The sequence below is a fragment of the Actinoallomurus spadix genome (assembly GCF_024055725.1).
Lineage (GTDB): Bacteria > Actinomycetota > Actinomycetes > Streptosporangiales > Streptosporangiaceae > Actinoallomurus > Actinoallomurus spadix.
In genome coordinates this window covers 1-19377 of the sequence record NZ_JAMXMX010000038.1, presented here as the reverse complement: position 1 = coordinate 19377, position 19377 = coordinate 1, and the positions used below count along the sequence as shown (strand labels likewise).

The 19377-nt window shown below is 71.2% G+C and carries 21 protein-coding genes; 10 read left to right on the top strand and 11 right to left on the bottom strand.

The window, feature by feature from the left end; genetic code table 11:
* Nucleotides 1-7 precede the first annotated feature (7 nt).
* Complete coding sequence (locus tag NE235_RS34600; protein ID WP_252810648.1) at nucleotides 8-1663, bottom strand: CDP-alcohol phosphatidyltransferase family protein; 1656 nt, start codon at nucleotides 1661-1663, stop codon at nucleotides 8-10.
* A 268-nt stretch (nucleotides 1664-1931) separates the two neighbouring features.
* Here NE235_RS34600 and ispD point away from each other — a divergent pair, with 268 nt between their 5' ends.
* Complete coding sequence (gene ispD / locus NE235_RS34595) at nucleotides 1932-2699, top strand: 2-C-methyl-D-erythritol 4-phosphate cytidylyltransferase (RefSeq protein WP_252810646.1); 768 nt, start codon at nucleotides 1932-1934, stop codon at nucleotides 2697-2699.
* Here ispD and NE235_RS34590 read toward each other — a convergent pair.
* Nucleotides 2662-3678 (bottom strand): glycosyltransferase family 2 protein, encoded by a 1017-nt coding sequence (locus tag NE235_RS34590; RefSeq protein WP_289849644.1) that lies wholly within the window; start codon nucleotides 3676-3678, stop codon nucleotides 2662-2664. The genes ispD and NE235_RS34590 overlap by 38 nt on opposite strands.
* 81 nt (nucleotides 3679-3759) lie before the next feature.
* Here NE235_RS34590 and NE235_RS34585 point away from each other — a divergent pair, with 81 nt between their 5' ends.
* The 4 genes from NE235_RS34585 to NE235_RS34570 all read left to right on the top strand — a co-directional run bounded on the left by NE235_RS34585 (nucleotide 3760) and on the right by NE235_RS34570 (nucleotide 7114).
* The gene (locus NE235_RS34585; protein ID WP_252810645.1) at nucleotides 3760-5394 is read left to right on the top strand and encodes an LCP family protein; all 1635 of its coding nucleotides are present in this window, start codon (nucleotides 3760-3762) and stop codon (nucleotides 5392-5394) included.
* 114 nt (nucleotides 5395-5508) lie between these two features.
* Complete coding sequence (locus tag NE235_RS34580) at nucleotides 5509-6246, top strand: hypothetical protein (protein WP_252810644.1); 738 nt, start codon at nucleotides 5509-5511, stop codon at nucleotides 6244-6246.
* Between the two features lie 140 nt (nucleotides 6247-6386).
* Nucleotides 6387-6683, top strand: coding sequence for a hypothetical protein (locus NE235_RS34575; RefSeq protein WP_252810643.1), 297 nt, complete (start codon nucleotides 6387-6389; stop codon nucleotides 6681-6683).
* Nucleotides 6684-6757: 74 nt separating this feature from the next.
* Entirely contained in the window at nucleotides 6758-7114 is a 357-nt protein-coding gene (locus tag NE235_RS34570; protein WP_252810642.1) for an STAS domain-containing protein, read from the top strand.
* A 5-nt stretch (nucleotides 7115-7119) separates the two neighbouring features.
* On the opposite strand, the gene NE235_RS34565 is transcribed toward NE235_RS34570, so the two are convergent.
* Together NE235_RS34565 and NE235_RS34560 are read right to left on the bottom strand one after the other, a co-directional pair.
* Nucleotides 7120-7572, bottom strand: a complete 453-nt coding sequence (locus NE235_RS34565) for a CoA-binding protein (protein WP_252810641.1) — start codon at nucleotides 7570-7572, stop codon at nucleotides 7120-7122.
* A gap of 71 nt (nucleotides 7573-7643) precedes the next feature.
* A complete protein-coding gene (locus NE235_RS34560; protein WP_252810640.1) occupies nucleotides 7644-8963 on the bottom strand; it encodes a UDP-glucose dehydrogenase family protein in 1320 nt (439 codons plus the stop codon).
* A gap of 114 nt (nucleotides 8964-9077) precedes the next feature.
* On the opposite strand from NE235_RS34560, the gene NE235_RS34555 reads away from it, so the two are divergent.
* Complete coding sequence (locus tag NE235_RS34555) at nucleotides 9078-10247, top strand: acyl-CoA dehydrogenase (protein ID WP_252810639.1); 1170 nt, start codon at nucleotides 9078-9080, stop codon at nucleotides 10245-10247.
* Between the two features lie 53 nt (nucleotides 10248-10300).
* Here NE235_RS34555 and purE read toward each other — a convergent pair whose 3' ends face one another.
* Together purE and NE235_RS34545 are read right to left on the bottom strand one after the other, a co-directional pair.
* On the bottom strand, nucleotides 10301-10783 hold the full coding sequence (purE, locus tag NE235_RS34550) for a 5-(carboxyamino)imidazole ribonucleotide mutase (protein WP_252810638.1): 483 nt from the start codon (nucleotides 10781-10783) through the stop codon (nucleotides 10301-10303).
* Nucleotides 10780-11946 carry a 5-(carboxyamino)imidazole ribonucleotide synthase gene (locus NE235_RS34545; protein ID WP_308206199.1) on the bottom strand — a complete coding sequence of 389 codons (1167 nt, stop codon included), beginning with the start codon at nucleotides 11944-11946 and terminating at the stop codon, nucleotides 10780-10782. Before NE235_RS34545 ends, purE begins: the two co-directional genes overlap by 4 nt.
* A gap of 122 nt (nucleotides 11947-12068) precedes the next feature.
* Here NE235_RS34545 and NE235_RS34540 point away from each other — a divergent pair, with 122 nt between their 5' ends.
* The gene (locus NE235_RS34540) at nucleotides 12069-12623 is read left to right on the top strand and encodes a GtrA family protein (protein ID WP_252810636.1); all 555 of its coding nucleotides are present in this window, start codon (nucleotides 12069-12071) and stop codon (nucleotides 12621-12623) included.
* Here NE235_RS34540 and NE235_RS34535 read toward each other — a convergent pair.
* From NE235_RS34535 to NE235_RS34525, 3 genes are all read right to left on the bottom strand, one after another.
* A complete protein-coding gene (locus NE235_RS34535; RefSeq protein WP_252810634.1) occupies nucleotides 12607-13887 on the bottom strand; it encodes a sensor histidine kinase in 1281 nt (426 codons plus the stop codon). The genes NE235_RS34540 and NE235_RS34535 overlap by 17 nt on opposite strands.
* A 60-nt stretch (nucleotides 13888-13947) precedes the next feature.
* Entirely contained in the window at nucleotides 13948-14619 is a 672-nt protein-coding gene (locus tag NE235_RS34530; protein ID WP_141956913.1) for a response regulator transcription factor, read from the bottom strand.
* Between the two features lie 241 nt (nucleotides 14620-14860).
* Entirely contained in the window at nucleotides 14861-15799 is a 939-nt protein-coding gene (locus NE235_RS34525; RefSeq protein ID WP_252810725.1) for an NADP-dependent oxidoreductase, read from the bottom strand.
* A 109-nt stretch (nucleotides 15800-15908) separates the two neighbouring features.
* On the opposite strand from NE235_RS34525, the gene NE235_RS34520 reads away from it, so the two are divergent.
* From NE235_RS34520 to NE235_RS34510, 3 genes are all read left to right on the top strand, one after another.
* The gene (locus tag NE235_RS34520) at nucleotides 15909-16898 is read left to right on the top strand and encodes a GlxA family transcriptional regulator (protein WP_252810632.1); all 990 of its coding nucleotides are present in this window, start codon (nucleotides 15909-15911) and stop codon (nucleotides 16896-16898) included.
* An 82-nt stretch (nucleotides 16899-16980) separates the two neighbouring features.
* A complete protein-coding gene (locus NE235_RS34515) occupies nucleotides 16981-17448 on the top strand; it encodes a hypothetical protein (RefSeq protein WP_252810631.1) in 468 nt (155 codons plus the stop codon).
* Between the two features lie 239 nt (nucleotides 17449-17687).
* Nucleotides 17688-18068 carry a hypothetical protein gene (locus NE235_RS34510; RefSeq protein WP_252810629.1) on the top strand — a complete coding sequence of 127 codons (381 nt, stop codon included), beginning with the start codon at nucleotides 17688-17690 and terminating at the stop codon, nucleotides 18066-18068.
* 9 nt (nucleotides 18069-18077) lie between these two features.
* On the opposite strand, the gene NE235_RS37940 is transcribed toward NE235_RS34510, so the two are convergent.
* A complete protein-coding gene (locus NE235_RS37940; protein WP_289849646.1) occupies nucleotides 18078-18605 on the bottom strand; it encodes a DUF3459 domain-containing protein in 528 nt (175 codons plus the stop codon).
* A gap of 325 nt (nucleotides 18606-18930) precedes the next feature.
* Nucleotides 18931-19134, bottom strand: coding sequence for a DUF397 domain-containing protein (locus tag NE235_RS34500; RefSeq protein WP_252810625.1), 204 nt, complete (start codon nucleotides 19132-19134; stop codon nucleotides 18931-18933).
* Nucleotides 19135-19377 lie beyond the last annotated feature (243 nt).

Genomic DNA, 19377 nt, shown 5'->3' with positions numbered 1-19377 from the left:
AGTACACTCATTTGGGAACTGCCACCGACCTCGGCTGGGTGAGGGACCGGAGGATACGGCCGACGATCGTGTAGAAGGCGGCGACGCCACCCCACGTGAGCAGGGCGAAGAACGTCACGCGCGCGTTGAAGATCGCGGCGGTGAGGGCGATGAGCGCGAACCGTTCCCCGATCGGAAGCACGATCATCTTCTTGAACCAGTGGAAGACCCGGATCTGCTCCGAGCGCGCGGACAGCCACACCGCGAAGTGGCTGAGACCGCTGCCCTTGGGCCGGCTCTTCGGCGGCTCCGGCTCGTCCAGCATGCTGTCACCGGGCGTGCCGAGCGGAACGATCGGGATGGGCTCCGGCGGCAGGCGCCGCTTCGAGGCGCCGAACGCGAAGTCCACCATGTGCCGACAGGTCTGCGCCGTGATGGCCGTCGCGGCGAGGAACCACACGTCACCGCCGTGCACCGAGCCGCCGGCCACGGCCGCGGTCGAGCCCACCGCGAGACCGGCGAACACGGTGTACTCCTTGGCCCGGTCGAACGTCGCGTCGAGCCACGCGCCGAGCGTGCTGAACTGCCGGGTGTAGCGGGCGAGCTGCCCGTCCACGCAGTCGAAGACGAACGCGAAGTACAGCGAGAAGGCGCCGAGGATCATCCCCCACCGCTGGCCGAGGGCGAAGAACCCCGCGGCCACGATCGAGATGCCCATCGAGATCGCGGTGACGGCGTTCGGCGTCCAGCCGCGCTTACCGGCCCAGCGCGCGATGTAGCGGGAGTAGGTGCTGACCGCGTAGGTGGTGAAGAAGCCGTCGTTGTTCTTGACCGCCGCGGCGAGCCGGACCTTGTCCTCGTCGACGGAGTCGACGGCCCGCTGAGCCGCGTCCGCCTGCGTCTGGTCGAGGACCCGCTCGCACACCAGCGTGCTGTTGCCACGGCCGGTGACCTTCACCCCCGAGCGCACCAGGCCGACGACGAGCAGGGCCGGCGCGTCGTCCCCGGTGACCGGGGTGGTGGCCAGGGCCTCGAGGTGCACGCCGCCGGCCTGTTCGATCTCGACGTCCCCGGTGTCATCCGGGGCGTCCCACAGCCGGCGGAGCGGGCTGATCTCCGTGAAGCCGTCCGGCCTGTCCGCCAGGTCGGCCAGCTCCTCGGCCACCGTGGCGAGGGTCCCGGTCTCCTCCTGCGAGACCCGCACGATGCCGCGGAAGACGGCGTTCGGGTCGGTCACCTGGTGGTACGGGGAGCCCGCGGACTGGATGCGGCCCCTGCGGATCCGGATGAGGGGACGGGTCAGCCGGTCGTCGCTCACGGGCACGCGGGCGACGACGGCCGAGGCGGGAGCCTTGGAGTTGTAGATGAGCCGGGCGAACACCTCACGGTGGGCGACGACGTCACCGTGCACGACGAGCATCGGCCGGTTCGCGGTGCGAGCCACCCGGGCGATCTCGCGCAGGTCGTCCGCGAGCCCCTTGGACTCGACGACCTCGCAACCGGCCTCGCGCAGGGCGGCGGCGAACTCGGGGCGGGCGATCACGCGCCGGTCGGCGACGTCGAGGGACTGGAGCTGGGCGATCAACCGGGTGACGACGGCGGCGCCGCCCGGGAGTGTGAGGCCGGCCGTCGGCGTGGAACCGGACGCGACCGCCTCGGTCGCGAGAACCACTGCCAACGTCATCGGCACCCTCCGAACTTCATCTCTGTAGTCCTCAGGTCTGGGGTGGGGGTCTCTCTCCGGCCGGGGCCGTGAGATGCGAGCGCCGACCATACCGCGACTAGTAGCGCGCCGCCTCCTCGCCGTAAACATCCGTTCAGCCGGGTGACGCGGCGAGAGCCCCCATAGGTTACCGCTGCCTCGGCGCTGTGAGTCCTCACGGCCGTACGCACCCGGTCGGTCCGTACGCGCGTGGTCGGTCCGTACGCACCCGGTCGGTAAAGTGCGGCGAATGAGAACCGTTGCGGTCGTCCTCGCCGGTGGGACGGGACTGCGCCTCGGACTCGGCGCGCCGAAGCAGCTGGCCGCGGTCGGCGGCCGCCCCATCCTGGCCCGCGCCATCGAGGCGTTCGAGTCGGCGCCGGACATCGACGAGGTCATCGTCGTCATGGCGGCGGGGCACGTCCCCGAGGCCGAGGTGATCGCCGAACCGTACGCCAAGGTCCGCCGGGTCATCGAGGGCGGTTCCACCCGTACGGAGTCGACGCTGCGGGCGCTGGCCGCGCTGGAGCACGAGCCCGGCGACGCGCGCGTGCTGTTCCACGACGCCGCGCGCCCGTTCGTGGACGCGCGGATCATCGCCGAGTGCGTCGCGACGCTGGAGCGCGAGGAGGCCGTCGCGGTCGCGGTGCCCTCGTCCGACACCGTGGTGGTGGTCGAGGGCGACCGGGTGGCCGAGATGCCGCGCCGGGACTCACTGCGCCGCTTCCAGACGCCGCAGGGATTCCGGCTCGCCGTCATCCGCGCGGCGTACGAGCGGGCGCTGGCCGACCCGGGGTTCGCCGAGCGGCCGCCGACGGACGACTGCGGCGTCGTGCACCGCTACCTGCCCGAGACGCCCATCAGGGTCGTCCCGGGCAGCGAGCAGAACATCAAGATCACGCACCCGGTCGACCTGCTCATCGCCGAGCAGATCATCGCTCGGCAGGCTGAGCAGCTCACCGCCGGGGAGACCGGGCGGGTCAGCGCTGCGGAGAGCGGCCGAGGCTCGGCGGGCTGAGCAGGAAGCCCGCGCCCCACGCGAGGTGCATGGTCGCGTAGACGAGCGGCAGCCGCACCCAGGCCGAGAACGGCAGACCGCGCCCGGTCGCGGCCGAGCCGGCGAGGATCGCGGCGGCGTACCCGCCGGGGATGATCCAGCCGGGCCAGAAGCCGAACACGCCCGCGACCGCGCCGGCCACGATCGCCACCACGGCGATCGGTGGCGCGAGGTAGCGCAGGTTGAGCGTGCCCTGGTGCTCGCGGCCGACGACGCGCCGCCACTTGCCGGTGTGGAAGAACTGCTTGGCCAGCGCGCGAAGGTTCGGCCGCGGCCGGTACGTCACGCGCATCCGGGGGGTGAACCAGATCTTGCCGCCGGTCTGGCGGATGCGGTGGTTCATCTCCCAGTCCTGCGCGCGCACGAACGTCTCGTCGTACCCGCCGACCCGGTCGAGGGCGCTGCGCCGGAAGCTGCCGAGATAGACGGTCTCGGCCTCACCGGGCTGCCCGCCGATGTGGAACGTCGCGTTGCCGATGCCGATCTTGGTCGTCATCGCGCGGGCGACGGCCTTCTCGAACGGTGTGACGCCCTCGGCCGCCATGACGCCGCCGACGTTGTCCGCGCCCGTCTCCTCGAGGGTCTCGACGGCGGCGAGGACATAGTCGGACGGCAGCAGCGAGTGGCCGTCGACGCGGACGATGATGGGGTGCCGGGAGGCCTGGATGCAGGCGTTCAGGCCGTTGGGGGTGCGGCCCGTCGGGTTGGCGACGACGACGATTCGCGGGTCGTCGGCCGCGAGCTTCTCCGCGATCTCCTGCGTACGGTCACGGGAGGGGCCGACCGCGATGACGAGCTCCAGCTCACCGGGGTAGTCCTGGGTGAGGATGGACCCGACCGCCTCCGCGAGATGTCGTTCCTCGTTGAGCACGGGCATGATCACTGACACGGCCGGCCATACGCGGTTTCGGGCGACCTGTGTGTTGGGCGAGGGATTCATGACGGCGCCACGCTACTGTACGAACGCGAGGAACGCCGCAATGAAGGCAAGACTTCGCACCCCCCGGAGAGGCGAGCCGTCATGGCACACGACGAGGAGTCCGACCCTCAGGAGCGCTACTTCCGTCCCCGTCCGGGCGCTCCGGGTGACGACGAGGCCGCGGAGGTGGAGGGCGTCGCGCTCGGCGACACCGAGTCCTCCCACGTGCGCGTCGAGCGCCGCTCGCGCGCGGCACCGGCACCGGCTGCGGTGGCGCCGGACGGCGCGCGGCGGCAGCGCCGGTACCTCGTGACGACGGGCCTGCTGTCCACGGCCGTACTGCTGTTCTCCGGCGGCGGCTGGGCGTTCCAGGACTACGTGCTGGGCAGCGTCCGGCGCGTCAACGCCTTCGACGGGCTGAAGAACCGCCCTGACGCCGGGCCCCAGGGCTCGATGAACATCCTGCTGGCCGGCGTCGACCGCCGTGAGGGGCTGACCGACCAGCAGATCCGGGACCTGCACCTCGGCAAGGCCGACGGCGAGCGCTCCGACACGATGATGCTGGTGCACATCTCGTCCAAGCACGACAAGGTCACCGTGGTCAGCCTGCCGCGCGACTCCCTGGTCACGATCCCGTCGCACCGGTCGAACGGCAGTGAGGGCGCGAAGGGCACCGCGGTCGGCGAGCGGCAGGGCAAGCTCAACTGGGCGTACATGTACGGCGGGCCGACGCTCGCCGTACAGACGGTGGAGCGCGTCACCGGGGTGCACGTCGACCACTACGTCGAGGTCAACTTCCTTGGCTTCATCAAGGTCGTCGACGCGCTCGGCGGCGTGACCATCTGCACGAACCAGCCGATCGACGACCCGAAGAGCGGCCTGCGGCTGCCGGCCGGCAAGAGCACCGTGGACGGCAAGACCGGGCTGGCCTACTCGCGCGCCCGCTACACCCTGACCGGCGGCAGCGACCTCGGCCGGATCCAGCGGCAGCAGCAGTTCATGTCGGCGGTGGCGCACCAGGCGCTGAGCGATCCGACGAAGTATCCGGCGGTGCTCGGCGCCGCGCTGAGCACGATCCGGGCCGACAAGGAGCTGTCGAAGGGCACGCTGACGTCCCTGGCCACCCAGATGAAGGGGATGAGCACCGACGGCATCGCCTTCACGACGGTGCCGCTGGCCGACCAGAACCACCTGACGACGATCGGGGGGCTGCGGCAGTCGACCGTGCTGTGGGACGACCGGGCCGCCGGCCGGCTCTTCGAGGAGATCCAGCGGGACAAGCCGATCGTCGAGCCGCCGAAACCCGCCCAGAGCGCCTCGGCGAGCGCGTCCCCGTCGCGTTCGCCGGACCCCGACGCCCTCACCGTGGCCCCGCGGGACATCACCGTGCGGGTCGTCAACGGTGTCGGGACTCGCGGGCTGGCCGCCCGGGCCGCGGGCGACCTGCGGGACGCCGGGTTCGGCGCGGTCGTGGTGCCGGGCGCCCGGCCGGGGGCCACGGCGACCGTCATCCAGTACGGTCCGGGCCGGGCGGACTCGGCACGGACGCTGAAGGCCGCGATCCCCGGGGCACGGCTGAGGCAGGTGCCCGGGCTCGGCTCGCGGCTGCAGGTCCTGGTGGGCCCGTCCTGGTCGGGGGCGAAGAAGGTCACCGTGAGCCCGCCCGCCAAGGCGCCGTCCGGCGACTCCCAGCAGCAGGTGACCGCGCGCACGGCGACGCAGAACCTCTGCAAGTGAGCCCGCGCGTGATCTCACGAGTGACCTCAATGTGCCTTTTGACGCGTTCGCCGGACCACTAGCCTTCTGCTGTACCGGCGGCCGCGCCGGTCGTCGGCCACTGGGAGGACAGCGATGTCGAACGGCGCCCGTCACACCTGGGGGCTTCTCCTGGGCGTGGTCCTCACCGCCGCGCTCGCGGGACTTCTGATCTTCGGCACCTACCGCCTGCAGCACGGTTTCGTCGTGCAGGGCCACAAGACCGACAAGTGGCTCGGCGGGGGGCTGCTGGCGGGCGCCGCCGTCGTCTTCGCCCTCCTCGCGGCCTCCCGGCTCTCGCCGCTGGGCTCGCTGGTCGGCGGGCTGATCCTCACCGCCGCCGGCGTGCTGTTCTTCGTCTCCCAGAAGACGACCGCCGACCTCATCAACCGGTTCCCCTTCAAGGGCCAGCGCGTCACGCTCGCCGGCCTGGAGGAGGAGGGGTTCATCCTGTTCGCGGGCGTCGGCCTGCTGTTCGCGTCGTTCTTCCCCTCGCGGTGGAGGGCCCGGCCGGACGCCGACGAGGACCCGGCGTACGAGTACGGCCTGCCCGAGTCCGACGAGACGTACGGGCGGCGTTCGGCCTCCGGCGGCGGCCGGGGCCGGCACGCCGCGCGCGGCGACGGGAACACCCCCGCGCACGGCACCCCCGCGCACGGCACCCCCGCGCACGGCACCTCCCGCTACGCCGACGCGGAGCCGGCCGCCACCGCGTACGGTCAGACGGAGTTCGACGTGCCGCTGTACGAGCCGGAACGCCCCCAGGGAGGCCGGTCACCGTTCAGCCCCCGGGACGAGGACGGCGGCACTCGGGAGATGCGCCGTCCGCAGTGAAGAGCGGCTGCTGTGGCGGCGCGCGAATGATGTGACGCTCCGGGCGGGTGTGGCGTTCAGCGGACAAACGTCGTAAGATCCGGCATACCGGTCAAGAAGTGGCTCGGGACAGTCTCCTCTTCGCGAGAAGGACTCTCACCATGGCCATTTCCGTCTGGGAACCCTCCATCGTCTGCGACATCGCCACCCGGCGGCTGATCGAGCGGTTCGACCGCGTCCCCGCCGAGACGATCGAGCGATGCGTCCGCAACGTCTGGGTCTGCGCGCTGCACACCGGAGCCCGCGCCGACGCCCGCCTGCTGGAGACCCTCGCCCAGGCCCTTCTCGAAGCGCTGCCGGGCCACACCGATACGGCCGAGCCCCTCACCGGAGTCCTCATCGCGCCGCCCGCCGAGGAACCCGCGCCCGCGCGGGACGACGGCTGGGCGTTCGCCTGACGGCGGCCGGCCGGACCCGGCACGCCGACCGACGTGATTCTCCTGCCCACCACCCGGATACACGGAGAAGCCCCATGGAAGAGCTGACGCTCACGCACCGACGTCTGCCCGGCACCACCGTCGTCACGATCGGCGGCGAACTCGACGCCGGCACCGCCCGGCACCTCGAGACGTTCCTCTCCGAGGTCCTGCACGAAGGCGACGACCTCGTCTTCGACCTCGCCGAGCTGACCTTCATGGACACCGGCGGCCTCGGGGTCATCCTGGCCGCCGGCGAGCGGACGCGCCGGCTCGGCGGCCGGCCGTGCCTGGCGGGCCTGCGCGGCGGACCCTCCCGGGTCGTCGCCCTGACCGGCATCGCCTCCGCCATCCCGGTCCATGACACGGTCGACGACGCCCTCCTCACCGTCGCCGGCGCCGTGGCGTCCTGACGCCCTCAGCGCGGGAGGCGCAGGCGGGCCCACTCGATGGCCGGGCAGCGGTCCATGACGACGTCGATCCCGGCGTCCCGGACGCGGCGGGCGGCGGCCTCGTCGACCACGTCGAGGGGGAACCAGACCGCCCGCACCTCGTCGTCCCGGCGCGGACCGTACGCCGCGAACAGCGTGATCGCCTCGTCGGCGACCGCGCCCGCGTGCTCGGCGCGCCGGTAGACGCCGACGACGTCCACCCGCCCCGGGACGCCGGCGAGCGAGGGAACGCCCGGCTCGCCGAGGACGGTCTCGGCGGCGGGGTGGACGGGGACGATCGTCTTGCCGCGCGACCGCAGCACCCCGGCCATGTCGTACGCGGTCCGGCCCGGGTTGTCGCGCAGCCCGACGAACGCCCACGTCCGCGAGTCGAGCAGGACGCGGCGGATCACGGCCTCATCGGCGTAGGAGTCGCTCATGACTCTGCCAACCGCCGCACACCCCGCGGGCTTCCCGGGCGGGACGACGGGCGTGGGACCACGGGCGTGGACTACGGGCGCCCCAGCGCGCGGTACTGCCAGCCCGCCGCGCGCCACCGCTCCGGATCCAGCGCGTTACGGCCGTCGACGATGTTGCGCTCGGCCACCGCGGTGCCGAGGATCTCCGGGTCGAGGTCCCGGAACTCCTTCCACTCCGTCAGCAGCAGCACGACGTGCGCACCCTCGACGGCGTCCGTCGCGGACGAGCCGTAGCCCAGGTCCGGGTGCGCCCGGCGGGCGTTCTCCAGCGCCTGCGGGTCGTACACCGTCACCTGCCCGCCCTGCGCGCGGATCGACGTCGCGACGTCGAGGGCCGGGGAGTCGCGGATGTCGTCGGAGTTGGGCTTGAACGCCGCGCCGAGGACGCCGACCGTACGGCCGATGAAGGACCCGCCGAGCAGCTCGCGGGCCAGGTCGACCATGCGGATGCGGCGGCGGATGTTGATGGCGTCCACCTCGCGCAGGAACGACAGCGCCTGGTCGACGCCGAGCTCGCCGGCGCGGGCCATGAACGCCCGGATGTCCTTGGGCAGGCAGCCGCCGCCGAAGCCGAGCCCCGGGCCGAGGAACTTGCCGCCGATCCGGTCGTCGTAGGAGAGGGCCTCGGAGAGCTTCGTCACGTCGGCGTGCGCGGCCTCGCAGACCTCGGCCATCGCGTTGATGAACGAGATCTTCGTCGCGAGGAAGGCGTTGGCCGAGACCTTGACCAGCTCGGCGGTGGGAAAGTCGCTGACGATGAAGGGAACACCGTCGGCGATCATCGAGGCGTACACCTCGCGCAGGACCTTCTCCGCGCGGTCGGACCGGACGCCGGCCACGATGCGATCCGGGTGCAGGGTGTCCTCGACGGCGTAGCCCTCGCGCAGGAACTCGGGGTTCCAGGCGAGCTCGACGACGTCCCCGGCGGGGGCGAGCTCCGTCAGCCGCCGCGCGAGCCGCTCGGCCGTGCCGACGGGGACGGTGGACTTGCCGACGACGACGCAGGCGCGGGTGAGCAGCGGCGCGAGGGAGTCGACCGCGTCGTCGACGTACCTCATGTCGGCGGCGTACTCCCCGGGCTTCTGCGGCGTGCCGACGCAGATGAAGTGCACGTCGCCGAACTCGGCGGCCTCCTCGTACGACGTCGTGAACCGCAGCCGGCCGTTCTCCAGGTTGCGGCGCAGGATCGGCTCGAGGCCCGGTTCGTAGACCGGAAGGTCGCCCCGGGTCAGTCGGGCGATCTTCTCGGCGTCCACGTCCACGCCCAGCACCTCGAATCCCAGGTCGGCCATGCATGCCGCGTGGGTGGCGCCCAGGTAGCCGGTACCGATCACCGTCAAACGCTGTGCCAAGGTCCCGCCTCCTTTCCTCAGAGTTCCGTGCCCGACCCCGTTTACGTCCCCCACGGGCCGCTCGGCATGCTATCGGCCCTACTGGCGAGTAGGTTGACCGCGTACCATCGGCACATGACCGCAGACTTTCCTCTGTACGAACTCTCCGAAGAGCACCGGATGCTCCGCGAGACGGTTCGCTCGCTGGCCGATGACAAGATCGCTCCACGGGCCGCGGAGACCGACGAGACCGGGGAGTTCCCCCAGGCCGTCTATGACGCGCTCGTGCAGGCGGACCTGCACGCCGTCCACGTCCCCGAGGCGTACGAGGGAGTCGGCGCAGACGCCCTCGCCACGGTGATCGTCATCGAAGAGGTCGCTCGGGCCTGTGCCGCCTCCTCCTTGATCCCGGCGGTGAACAAACTCGGAACCGTCCCCATTCTCCTCTCCGGCTCCGAAGACCTGAAAAAACGCTACCTGAGCCCCGTGGCCCGCGGCGAGGCCATGTTCTCCTACGCCCTGTCGGAGCCGGAGGCGGGCAGCGACGCGGCCGCGATGAAGACCCGGGCCGTACGCGACGGCGACCACTGGGTCCTCAACGGCACCAAGCGGTGGATCACCAACGCGGGCGTCTCGGAGTACTACACCGTGATGGCCGTCACCGACCCGGAGAAGGGCGCCCGCGGCATCTCCGCCTTCGTGGTCGAGAAGAGCGACCCCGGCGTGAGCTTCGGCGCCCCGGAGAAGAAGCTCGGCATCAAGGGCTCGCCGACGCGCGAGGTCATCCTGGAGGACGTGCGGATCCCGGCCGACCGGATCATCGGCGAGGAGGGCACGGGCTTCAAGACGGCGCTCGCCACCCTCGACCACACCCGCGTCACGATCGCGGCCCAGGCCCTCGGCATCGCCCAGGGCGCGCTCGACTACGCGATCGGGTACGTCAAGGAGCGCAAGCAGTTCGGTAGGCCGATCGGCGACTTCCAGGGCGTGCAGTTCATGCTCGCGGACATGGCGATGAAGCTGGAGGCGGCCCGCCAGCTCACCTACGCCGCCGCCGCGAAGTCCGAGCGCGCGATGGAGGGCGAGAAGATCGCGGACCTGACCTTCATCTCCTCGGCGGCCAAGTGCTTCGCCTCCGACGCGGCCATGGAGATCACCACCGACGCGGTCCAGCTCCTCGGCGGCTACGGCTACGTGAAGGACTACCCGGTCGAGCGGATGATGCGCGACGCCAAGATCACCCAGATCTACGAGGGCACCAACCAGATCCAGCGCGTGGTGATGGCCCGCCAGCTCCTGAAATGATCCGGCGCCCCCGACGAGGCCCCCTGCTCCCTCAGGAGCAGGGGGCCCGCGGGTCAGCCGCGGCGGAGGCGTTCGCCCTTGCGCTTGGCCTGGGCGTGCAGGTCACGCTGGAACTCCTCCATGCGCTCGCGCAGCTCCGGGTCGCTCGCGGCGAGGATCCGGACGGCCAGGAGACCGGCGTTGCGGGCGTTGCCGATCGCGACGGTCGCCACCGGCACGCCCGCCGGCATCTGCGCGATCGACAACAGGGAGTCCATACCGTCGAGGTACTTCAGGGGCACCGGCACGCCGATGACCGGGAGCGGGGTCACGGCGGCGAGCATGCCCGGCAGGTGGGCGGCGCCGCCCGCGCCGGCGATGATCACACGCAGGCCCCGGGAGGCGGCCTCCGAACCGTACGTGATCATGTCGTGCGGCATCCGGTGCGCCGAGACGACGTCCGCCTCGTACGGGATGTCGAACTCCTCGAGCGCCTCGGCGGCGGCCTTCATCACGGGCCAGTCCGAGTCGCTGCCCATCACGACACCGACGGTCATGGGGTGGGGCCTTTCCTCAAGTAGTCGGCGGCGTGGCGAGCCCGCTCGCGGGTCTCCTCCAGGTCGTCGCCGAGCGCGGTGACGTGGCCGATCTTACGGCCGGGCCGCACCTCCTTGCCGTAGAAGTGCACCTTCACGGCGGGGTCGTGGGCCATGACGTGGATGTAGCGCTTGTAGATCTCCGGGTCGTCGCCGCCCAGGACGTTGGCCATGACGGTGTACGGCGCGGTGGGCGTCGTGTCGCCGAGCGGCAGGTCGAGCACGGCCCGCAGGTGCTGCTCGAACTGCGACGTGCGGGAGCCCTCGATCGTCCAGTGCCCGGAGTTGTGCGGCCGCATCGCCAGCTCGTTGACGAGGACGCCGTCCTCGGTCTCGAACAGCTCGACGGCCAGCAGGCCGGTCACGCCCAGCGCGTCGGCGAGGCCGAGGGCCAGCCGCTGCGCCTCCTCGGCGCGGTCGGAATCCAGGCCCGGCGCCGGGGCGATCACCTCGGTGCAGATCCCGTCGGTCTGGACGGTCTCCACGATCGGGTACGCGGCGCCCTGCCCGTACGGCGAGCGGGCGACGAGGGCCGCCAGCTCCCGGCGGAACGGCACGTGCCGCTCGGCCAGCAGACCGACACCCTCCGCCGCGGCGCGCTCGACGACGGCGCGGCCCTCCTCCGGCGAGGCGCAGACCCATACGCCCTTGCCGTCGTAGCCGCCGCGCGTCGCCTTGAGCACGACCGGCCAGCCGGTCCGCTCCGCGAAACTTTCAAGGCTGGTCAGGGGCGCCTCGGGGTCGAGGACGGCGAACTCCGGGCACGGCGCGCCGAGGGCGGTGAGGCGTTCGCGCATGACCCGTTTGTCCTGGGCGTGCAGCAGGGCCGCGGATCCCGGGCGGCACGCGACGCCGGCGGCCTCCAGCGCCTGGATGTGCTCGCCGGGGACGTGCTCGTGGTCCCAGGTCACCACGTCGGCGCCCTTGGCGAAGGCCCGCAGGTCGTCGAGGGAACGGTGGTCGCCGATGCGCACGCCGGAGATCACCTTCGCCGCCGACGCGTGAGCGCTGTCGCTGAGCACCCGCAGCGGCACGCCGAGCGCGATCGCCGCCTGCTGCGTCATCCGGGCCAGTTGCCCGCCGCCGACCATGCCGACGACTGGTATGTCTTGCCTGTCCGTCACGGGGGAAGCCTATCCGCCGTGCTCAGCGTGCGGGTTCGCCGGGCGACGGGCGCGGGAACAACAGGCGCGGGAAGGCCGTCTAACCTCGTAGGCGCCCACGCCGGAACGAGAGGTCCCGCTTCGTGAGCTTCGTCAGCCGTCTCTATCGGAGATTCGCCCATCTCATCCATGAGCTCGCGGCGTTCGGGACGATCGGCGCGCTCAACTTCGTCATCACCATCGGCATCTCCGACATCCTGCATCTGGGGTTCGGCGTCGGCCCGCTGACGTCGTTCGGCGTCGGCACGGTCGTGGCGACCACCTTCTCGTACTTCGCCAACCGGTTCTGGACCTTCCGTCACCGCGACCGGTCGGGCCTGGGCCGGGAGTACGTCCTGTTCTTCGTGTTCAACGGCGTCGGCCTGGTGATCACCTGGATCGTCATCGGCTTCACCCACTACGTCCTCGGCATCCGCAGCGGCCTGGCCTTCAACGCGTCGCAGATCATCGGCACCGGCGTGGCGACCCTGTTCCGGTACTGGGCGTACAAGAAGTGGGTGTTCCTGCCGCCGACCGCGCCGCCCGTCGACCCGCACACCGGGCTGCCCGAGAACCCTGACGAGGACACCGCGCGGGGCGACGCCGCGCTGCCCTCGCCCCGGATGCCCGCCGGGCAGGCCGTCAAGCGGGGCCGCTGACGACGCGCTCGCGCGCCCGCAGCACCTCGTCGCCCTTCCGCAGGAAGATCGCGAAGGTGGCGGGCCGGGCGCGGATGAGCTCCAGCCGCCCGCCGTCCGCGGTCGCCAGCGAGCGCGCGAGGTAGAGGCCGAGCCCGGTCCCCTGCCATCGCCCGCTGACGTTGCGGTCGAAGACCCGGCGCTCCAGCTCCGGCGGCACGCCGACCCCCTCGTCCCCGACCTCCACGACGATCGACGTGGCGGTCTCCTTGGTGTGGATCGTGACGGTGCCGTCCCCGTGCACGAGCGAGTTGTCCAGCAGGGTGGCGACGATCTGCGACAGGCCGCCGGGGCTGGCCACGGCGGTGAGCTCCGGGACGCCGGAGACCTCGAGCCGGCGCCCCTCCCGCCGGAAGACCGGCTCCCACTCCTCGACCTGCTGCGCGACGATGTCGTCGACGTCGACGGGCACCGCGTCGCCCGTGGGGTCGTGCTTGGCGCGGGCGAGGAGCTGCTCGACCACCGCGGCGAGCCGCTCGACCTGCGCCGCGGCGGCGGCGCCCTCCTCCCGTACGACGTCGGGGTACTCCGCGGCCTCGACCATCTCCTCCAGCCGCATGGACAGCGCCGTCAGGGGCGTACGCAGCTGGTGGCTGGCGTCGGAGGCGAACTCCCGGCTCGCCGCCAGCAGGTCGGCGATCCGGACGGCGCTGCGGTCCAGCACCTCCGCGACCCGGTCGACCTCGGGCACGCCGTACCGGCGGCGGCGCGGTCGCGCGTTGCCGGATCCGAGGCGGTCGGCGGTCTCCGCGAGGTCGATCAGCGGCAGGGTCAGCTTGCGCGCCTGGACCATCGCCAGCCCGACCGCGACCCCGACGCCGAGCACGACGAGACTGCCGATCAGCACCAGCGTGCGCAGCGCCTCGGCCTCGATGTCGGCGGCGTCCCGGGAGACCTGCACCCGGACGCCGTGGTCGTTCGCGGTCTTCTTGATCACGTGCGCGCCCTTGGGCGGCGCGACCCCGGCCGTGATCACCTCGTCGTTGGCCAGGGTGATGACGATGTAGCGGCTGGGGAACTCCTTGGCGATCTGGTCGCCGATGACGGACTGCTTGCCTTCCTGTTTCAGGTTCACGCCGGCCACCACGGTCGCCGCCTCCCGCTCGACCTGTTGTTCGGCCTCGTCGTAGAGAAGCCGATGGGTCGAGTACGCCAGGGGAATGCCGAGCAGGAGCACGGCGACGACCGCGACGGCCAGCGTCGACAGCAGGAGCCGTCGCCTCATGGGGGTCCCTCTCTTTCGCCCGGGACGTGACCAGGGGGTGGTCACGCCGGGTTCACACGACTAGTCACCGCGCTCGAAGCGGAAACCCACTCCTCGTACGGTCGTGATGTAACGCGGGCTGCCCGCGTCATCCCCCAGCTTGCGCCGAAGCCAGGAGATGTGCATGTCGAGGGTCTTCGTCGAGCCCCACCAGTTGGTGTCCCATACCTCCCGCATGATCTGTTCCCGGGTGACGACCTTGCCCGCGTCGCGGACCAGCACGCGCAGCAGGTCGAACTCCTTGGTCGTCAGCTGAAGCTCCTGGTCGCCCATCCAGGCGCGACGGGACTCGGCGTCTATTCGGACGCCCTGGACGATCGGCGTCTCGGTGCTCCCCCGGCGCAGCAGCGCGCGGACACGCGCCAGGAGCTCGGCGAGACGGAACGGCTTGGTGACGTAGTCGTCGGCGCCCGCGTCGAGGCCGACGACGGTGTCCACCTCGTCGGCGCGGGCGGTGAGGATGAGGATCGGCACGCCGTGGCCCTCGGCGCGTACGCGCCGTGCCACTTCGAGCCCGTCGAGCTCGGGCAGCCCGAGGTCCAGGACGATGAGGTCCACCCCGCCCCCGAGCGCTCGCTCGAGAGCCTGCGGACCGTCGGGACTGACTTCGACGTTGTATCCCTCCCGCCGCAGCGCTCTGGCGAGAGGCTCGGATATGGACGTGTCGTCCTCGGCGAGCAGAACTGAGGTCATGAACCGATCGTAGAGCTATTCAAGAACGTTTCCTCGGCAGTAGCGGGGCCTTGACCTGCGATCTTCCAGTCATAGGGCTGGACCAGACATACCGATAACCGCGCTAATGCAAAGTAAAGACTCCTGGCCCCGGCCCGGCCTCCCCTGCTCAGGGTGGGTACGGCGTCACGAGACGTGACCGGATCGTCCGGCGGCACGGCGGATGAAGGCCCGCCGTGCCGCGGAACTCCAGTGAACGACGTCAGCGGACGACGGTCAGGACGATCTTGCCGGTCGTCCGGTTCGTCTCGCCGCGCTCGTGGGCCTTCGCCGCCTCCTCCAGGGGAAAAACCGAGTCGATCTCGGCGCGCAGCCGGCCGGCCTCGACGAGCGCCGCGATCTCCTTCATGCCCGCGTGGTCCGGCTCGACCAGCGTCCAGCCGGCCCTGATCCCCCGCTTCTCGGCCGCGGCGAGCACGTCGTCCCCGACCGAGGGCAGGAGGGAGACCAGGACGCCACCGTCGCGGAGCGTTTCCAGGGACCTGGGGCCATAGTCCCCGCTGATGGGGTCGAGCACGATGTCGACGTCCCGGGCGACCTCGGCGAAGTCGACCTTCGTGTAGTCGACGACCTCGTCGGCGCCCAGGCCGCGGAGGAACTCGTGCTTGGCCTCGCGGGCGGTGCCGATCACGTACGCGCCCTTGGCCTTGGCGATCTGCACCGCGAGGTGACCGACGCCTCCGGCGGCGGCGTGCACGAGGACCCGCTGCCCGGCCTGGACCCGCGCCGTGTCGACCAGGCCCTGCCAGGCGGTCAGCGCGGCGAGCGGCAGCGCGGCGGCCTGGACGTGGTCGATCCCGGCGGGCTTGCGGGCGAAGTGCCGCGCCGGGGCGGTGACGTACTCGGCGTACGCGCCCGCCGGGTGCGGGAAGCGCGGCATCCCGAACACCTCGTCCCCGGGCTCGTACATCGTCACCCCCCGCCCGACGGCCTCGACCACACCGGACACGTCGAAGCCGAGCCTCGGCAGCGCGACTCCGGTCATCGACGTGCCGCGGGCGCGGCCCTTCCAGTCCGTGGGGTTCACGCCGGCGGCGTGCACCCGGACCAGGACCTCCAGCAGGCCCGGCTCCGGCCGCTCGATCTCGGCGACCTTGAGGACCTCGGGGCCGCCCGGCGCCTCCTGAATGATCGCCCGCATGGTGCTCATCGAATCTCCTCTTCCAAACGAGTTGCGTTGAGCCAAAGCCTCTGGCAGTCGCAGGCCGATCGGGAGTGGCCATATGGACATCCTGTGAAAAGATCTGGCCATGACCCGATCTCCGCACCGTGTCGTCGTGCTGGCGCTGGACGGCGTGATCCCGTTCGAGCTGGGCATTCCCGGACGGATCTTCGGCGGGGCCCGCGGGCCGGACGACGAGCCGCTGTACGACGTGGTGACCTGCACGCTGGACGGCGGGCCCGTGCGCACGCACGCCGACTTCTCGATCGCCGTGGAGCACGACGCCTCCGTGCTGGCCACCGCGGACACCGTCGTCATCCCGCCGTTCGGCGGCTGCCGGCCGATCGACCGGCTCCCCGAGGACCTGGCGGCGGCCCTGGCACTGATCCGGCCGGGCACCCGGATCATGTCGATCTGCACCGGCTCATTCGTTCTGGCGGCGGCCGGCCTGCTCGACGGGCGACCGGCGACGACCCACTGGAACGAGGCGGCGGAGTTGCAGCGGCTCTTCCCCCGGGCCCGGGTCGACCCGGACGTGCTGTTCGTCGACGACGGCGACGTGCTGACGTCGGCCGGGGCGGCCTCGGGCATCGACCTGTGCCTTCACCTGGTGCGCCGCGACCACGGCAGCGAGGTGGCGAACCGGGTGGCCCGCCGGACCGTCGTGCCACCGTGGCGGGACGGCGGCCAGGCGCAGTACATCGAGCGCCCGGTCCCCGAGCCGTACGACGAGGGCACCGCGCCCGCCCGCGCCTGGGCGCTGGAGCACCTCAACCGGCCGATCTCGCTGTCCGAACTCGCCGCCCGGGCCGGGATGAGCGTGCGCACGCTGACCCGCCGGTTCCAGGAGGAGACCGGAATGAGCCCCGGCCGCTGGCTCACCCGGCAGCGCGTCGAGCTGGCCCGGCACCTGCTGGAGACCACCGACCTGCCGGTGGACCAGATCGCCCGGCAGGCCGGGTTCGGCACCGCCGTCTCCCTGCGCCAGCACCTGCACGCGACGATCGGCGTCTCGCCGCTGGCCTACCGCCGCACTTTCCACGCCACTCCCCCGGATCGGGCGTTCTTGGTCAAATAGCACGTGGGGTCGATGGGGGCTCCATTACGGTGGCTGGCGTCCTGCCTCAGATCGGCCTCCCGCCATCGAATGAGCGGAGAACATGACAGAGCAATATCCCGGGGCCGTGCCACCTCCGCCCCAGTACCCGCAGACGCCGCCCGCCGCCCCCTACCAGGGTGCTCCGCAGCAGGCCGGCGGTTACCAGGCGCCGTATCAGGCTCCGCCGAGCCATGGCCCGTACCAGCCGAATCCGCCCTACCCGAACGGGCCCTACCAGAGCGCGCCTTATCAGAACGCGCCGTACCAGAACGCGCCGCAGCCGTATCCGGGTGCGCCGCAGAACGCGCCGTTCCAAGGCGTGCCGGTGAACGACGCGGAGCGGCGCAGGGCCACGCGCGCCATCGGCGTCGGTGCTGTGTTGTTCGTGATCGGGTTGCTCATCACCGTGCTCACGTACTCGCACGCGTCCGGGAGCGGCGGGGTCTACGTCGTCGCCTGGGGACCGATGCTGTTCGGCGTCATCCGGATGATCACCGGCTTGGTCCTGCTCGCCAAGAGCGGGCGGTAACGCGGGTCACGTCCGGCCCTGGCCGGGCGTTCGCAGCATCGCGACTGAGGCTCGCCCGGGAGCCGGCCCGGTCCCTGGTATGCCCTGTAAGGGCGAGCAAGGCTTCATGGTCGCAGCCTTCCGGGGCATCCGCCGCAATCCGCTCTTCTCAGTCGAATGGCACGTGGGATCGGCAGAGGCCCACTACGGTGGTAGGCGCGAAGATCATGCTGCCGTCCGCCATCGAATGAGCCGAAGAGATGACAGAGCACTCTCCAGGGGCCGTACCGCCCCAGCCGGATCACCCGCGCACTCCGCCCGCCGCCCCGAGCGCTCGGGAGTATGGCGGCTTCCAGACTCCGGATCCGAACGGACCGGATCAGGGGTCCCCCCAGCAGGACCCGCAGGACCCGAACGGGCCGTTCCCGGGCGCGCCCGCCAAGGACGCGGAGCGGCGCAAGGCCATGCGCGCCATTGGGGTCGGCGCGGTGGTGTTCGTGTGCACCTTGGTGATCGCCGTGCTCACGTACTCGCATTCGTCCAAGAGCGGCGGGGTCTCCCTCGTCACCTGGGGGGCGATGCTGCTCGGCGCCGGCCGGATGATCTTCGGTCTGGTCCTGCTCGCCAAAAGCAGGCGGTGACGTCCGGCCTCACCTGAGGACTCGGAGGGTCGCGGAGGACTCGCCCGGGAGTCTCGCCTCCTCCGCCTCGGTGGAGCAAGCCAGGACGACGTCGCCCTCCGGCAGAGGCAGCGGGTCCGTGCCCAGGTTCGCCGCGATCCCGAGCGAACCTCGGTGGATCATTAGCCAGGACTCGCCGTACTCGACCGCCACCTCCGTCAGACGCGGATCGGTCAACTCAGGCTCGGCCCGCCGCAGCGCGATCAAAGCGCGATACCACGCGTATAGCTCCCGGCGGCCCGGCTCGCCGAGTTCGCTCCAACTCAGAACCGAGGCCCGGTGGGTCTCAGGATCCTGCGGGTCGGGAACGTCCTCCGACGCCCAGCCGTGACCGGCGAACTCCCGACGGCGGCCCTCACTAACAGCCCGGGCAAGGTCGGGCTCCTGATGATCGCTGAAATACCGCCACGGCGTGCCGGCGCGGCGTTCTTCGTGATCGGGTCGTTGGACACCGTCTTCAGGTACTCGCACGCGTCCGGGAGCAGCGGGGGTGCACATCGTCGCCCGGCGGCCGATGCAGTTCGGGGGCATCCGGATGATTATCGGCTTGGTCCTGCTCGCCGAGGCCAACCGGTAACGAGGTCGGAGGATCACGTCTCCTCCGAGGTCCTCCGCCAGGATGACGATGGATTCGCCCGGGAGACCGCCCTACAGGCAGCCGACCGCGACGTGTACGAGCAGCCCTTCCAGAGCTTGTACCAGGACCGCAGCCGGCGTGGTCGTGTGTGCCGGCCCTTGTCCTCGCCCCAGTCGTGTTGCCTGCCGTGGGCGCCGTTGTGTTCGGCGAGGACGACCGGTCGCCGGTGAGGCGTCCCTGTGCCGATCAGCGGAAGCGTTCGTCGAGGGTCTCGCGCATGTCCTCGGGAAGTTCCAGTTCCCCGGCTTTGATTCGCGTCAGTAGGTCGCGCCAGGCGCTCACGCTGAAGAACAGCTTGGGGCCGTCGGGATCTTTGCTGTCGCGAACCGCGATGACCCGCTGAGCCTGGTGGTCATCCGCTGCGTCTGCCACGGTGTCCGTCCCGTTCATTCTCGTCTGCTCTATGGGCGGTGTGGATCATTGTCGCCGGCAGGGGCCGGTGGGTGTTTTCATCTTTGGGCTGGTGGGGTTCAGATGGTGATGATGGCGACGGAGACGCAGGCGGTCACTTCTTGTGTTTCGCCGTTTTCGTTGGTGGTGGTGACCTTTGCGCAGATGCTGGAGGAGCGCCAGGGGTCGTTGGTTCGGGCGGGTGTTGTTTGGGGTTCGTGGTGGGTGTAGTGGTCGGGGTTC

Coding starts and splice junctions, on each gene's coding strand:
- NE235_RS34520 (WP_252810632.1), top strand. CDS start 15,909: ATGACCCGATCTCCGCACCGTGTCGTCGTGCTGGCGCTGGACGGCGTG.
- NE235_RS34565 (WP_252810641.1), bottom strand. CDS start 7,572: ATGAGCGACTCCTACGCCGATGAGGCCGTGATCCGCCGCGTCCTGCTC.
- NE235_RS34590 (WP_289849644.1), bottom strand. CDS start 3,678: ATGAATCCCTCGCCCAACACACAGGTCGCCCGAAACCGCGTATGGCCG.
- NE235_RS37940 (WP_289849646.1), bottom strand. CDS start 18,605: ATGTGCACCCCCGCTGCTCCCGGACGCGTGCGAGTACCTGAAGACGGT.
- NE235_RS34580 (WP_252810644.1), top strand. CDS start 5,509: ATGTCGAACGGCGCCCGTCACACCTGGGGGCTTCTCCTGGGCGTGGTC.
- purE (WP_252810638.1), bottom strand. CDS start 10,783: ATGACCGTCGGTGTCGTGATGGGCAGCGACTCGGACTGGCCCGTGATG.
- NE235_RS34555 (WP_252810639.1), top strand. CDS start 9,078: ATGACCGCAGACTTTCCTCTGTACGAACTCTCCGAAGAGCACCGGATG.
- NE235_RS34500 (WP_252810625.1), bottom strand. CDS start 19,134: ATGAACGGGACGGACACCGTGGCAGACGCAGCGGATGACCACCAGGCT.
- NE235_RS34575 (WP_252810643.1), top strand. CDS start 6,387: ATGGCCATTTCCGTCTGGGAACCCTCCATCGTCTGCGACATCGCCACC.
- NE235_RS34525 (WP_252810725.1), bottom strand. CDS start 15,799: ATGCGGGCGATCATTCAGGAGGCGCCGGGCGGCCCCGAGGTCCTCAAG.
- NE235_RS34530 (WP_141956913.1), bottom strand. CDS start 14,619: ATGACCTCAGTTCTGCTCGCCGAGGACGACACGTCCATATCCGAGCCT.
- NE235_RS34535 (WP_252810634.1), bottom strand. CDS start 13,887: ATGAGGCGACGGCTCCTGCTGTCGACGCTGGCCGTCGCGGTCGTCGCC.
- NE235_RS34585 (WP_252810645.1), top strand. CDS start 3,760: ATGGCACACGACGAGGAGTCCGACCCTCAGGAGCGCTACTTCCGTCCC.
- NE235_RS34600 (WP_252810648.1), bottom strand. CDS start 1,663: ATGACGTTGGCAGTGGTTCTCGCGACCGAGGCGGTCGCGTCCGGTTCC.
- NE235_RS34570 (WP_252810642.1), top strand. CDS start 6,758: ATGGAAGAGCTGACGCTCACGCACCGACGTCTGCCCGGCACCACCGTC.
- NE235_RS34515 (WP_252810631.1), top strand. CDS start 16,981: ATGACAGAGCAATATCCCGGGGCCGTGCCACCTCCGCCCCAGTACCCG.
- ispD (WP_252810646.1), top strand. CDS start 1,932: ATGAGAACCGTTGCGGTCGTCCTCGCCGGTGGGACGGGACTGCGCCTC.
- NE235_RS34510 (WP_252810629.1), top strand. CDS start 17,688: ATGACAGAGCACTCTCCAGGGGCCGTACCGCCCCAGCCGGATCACCCG.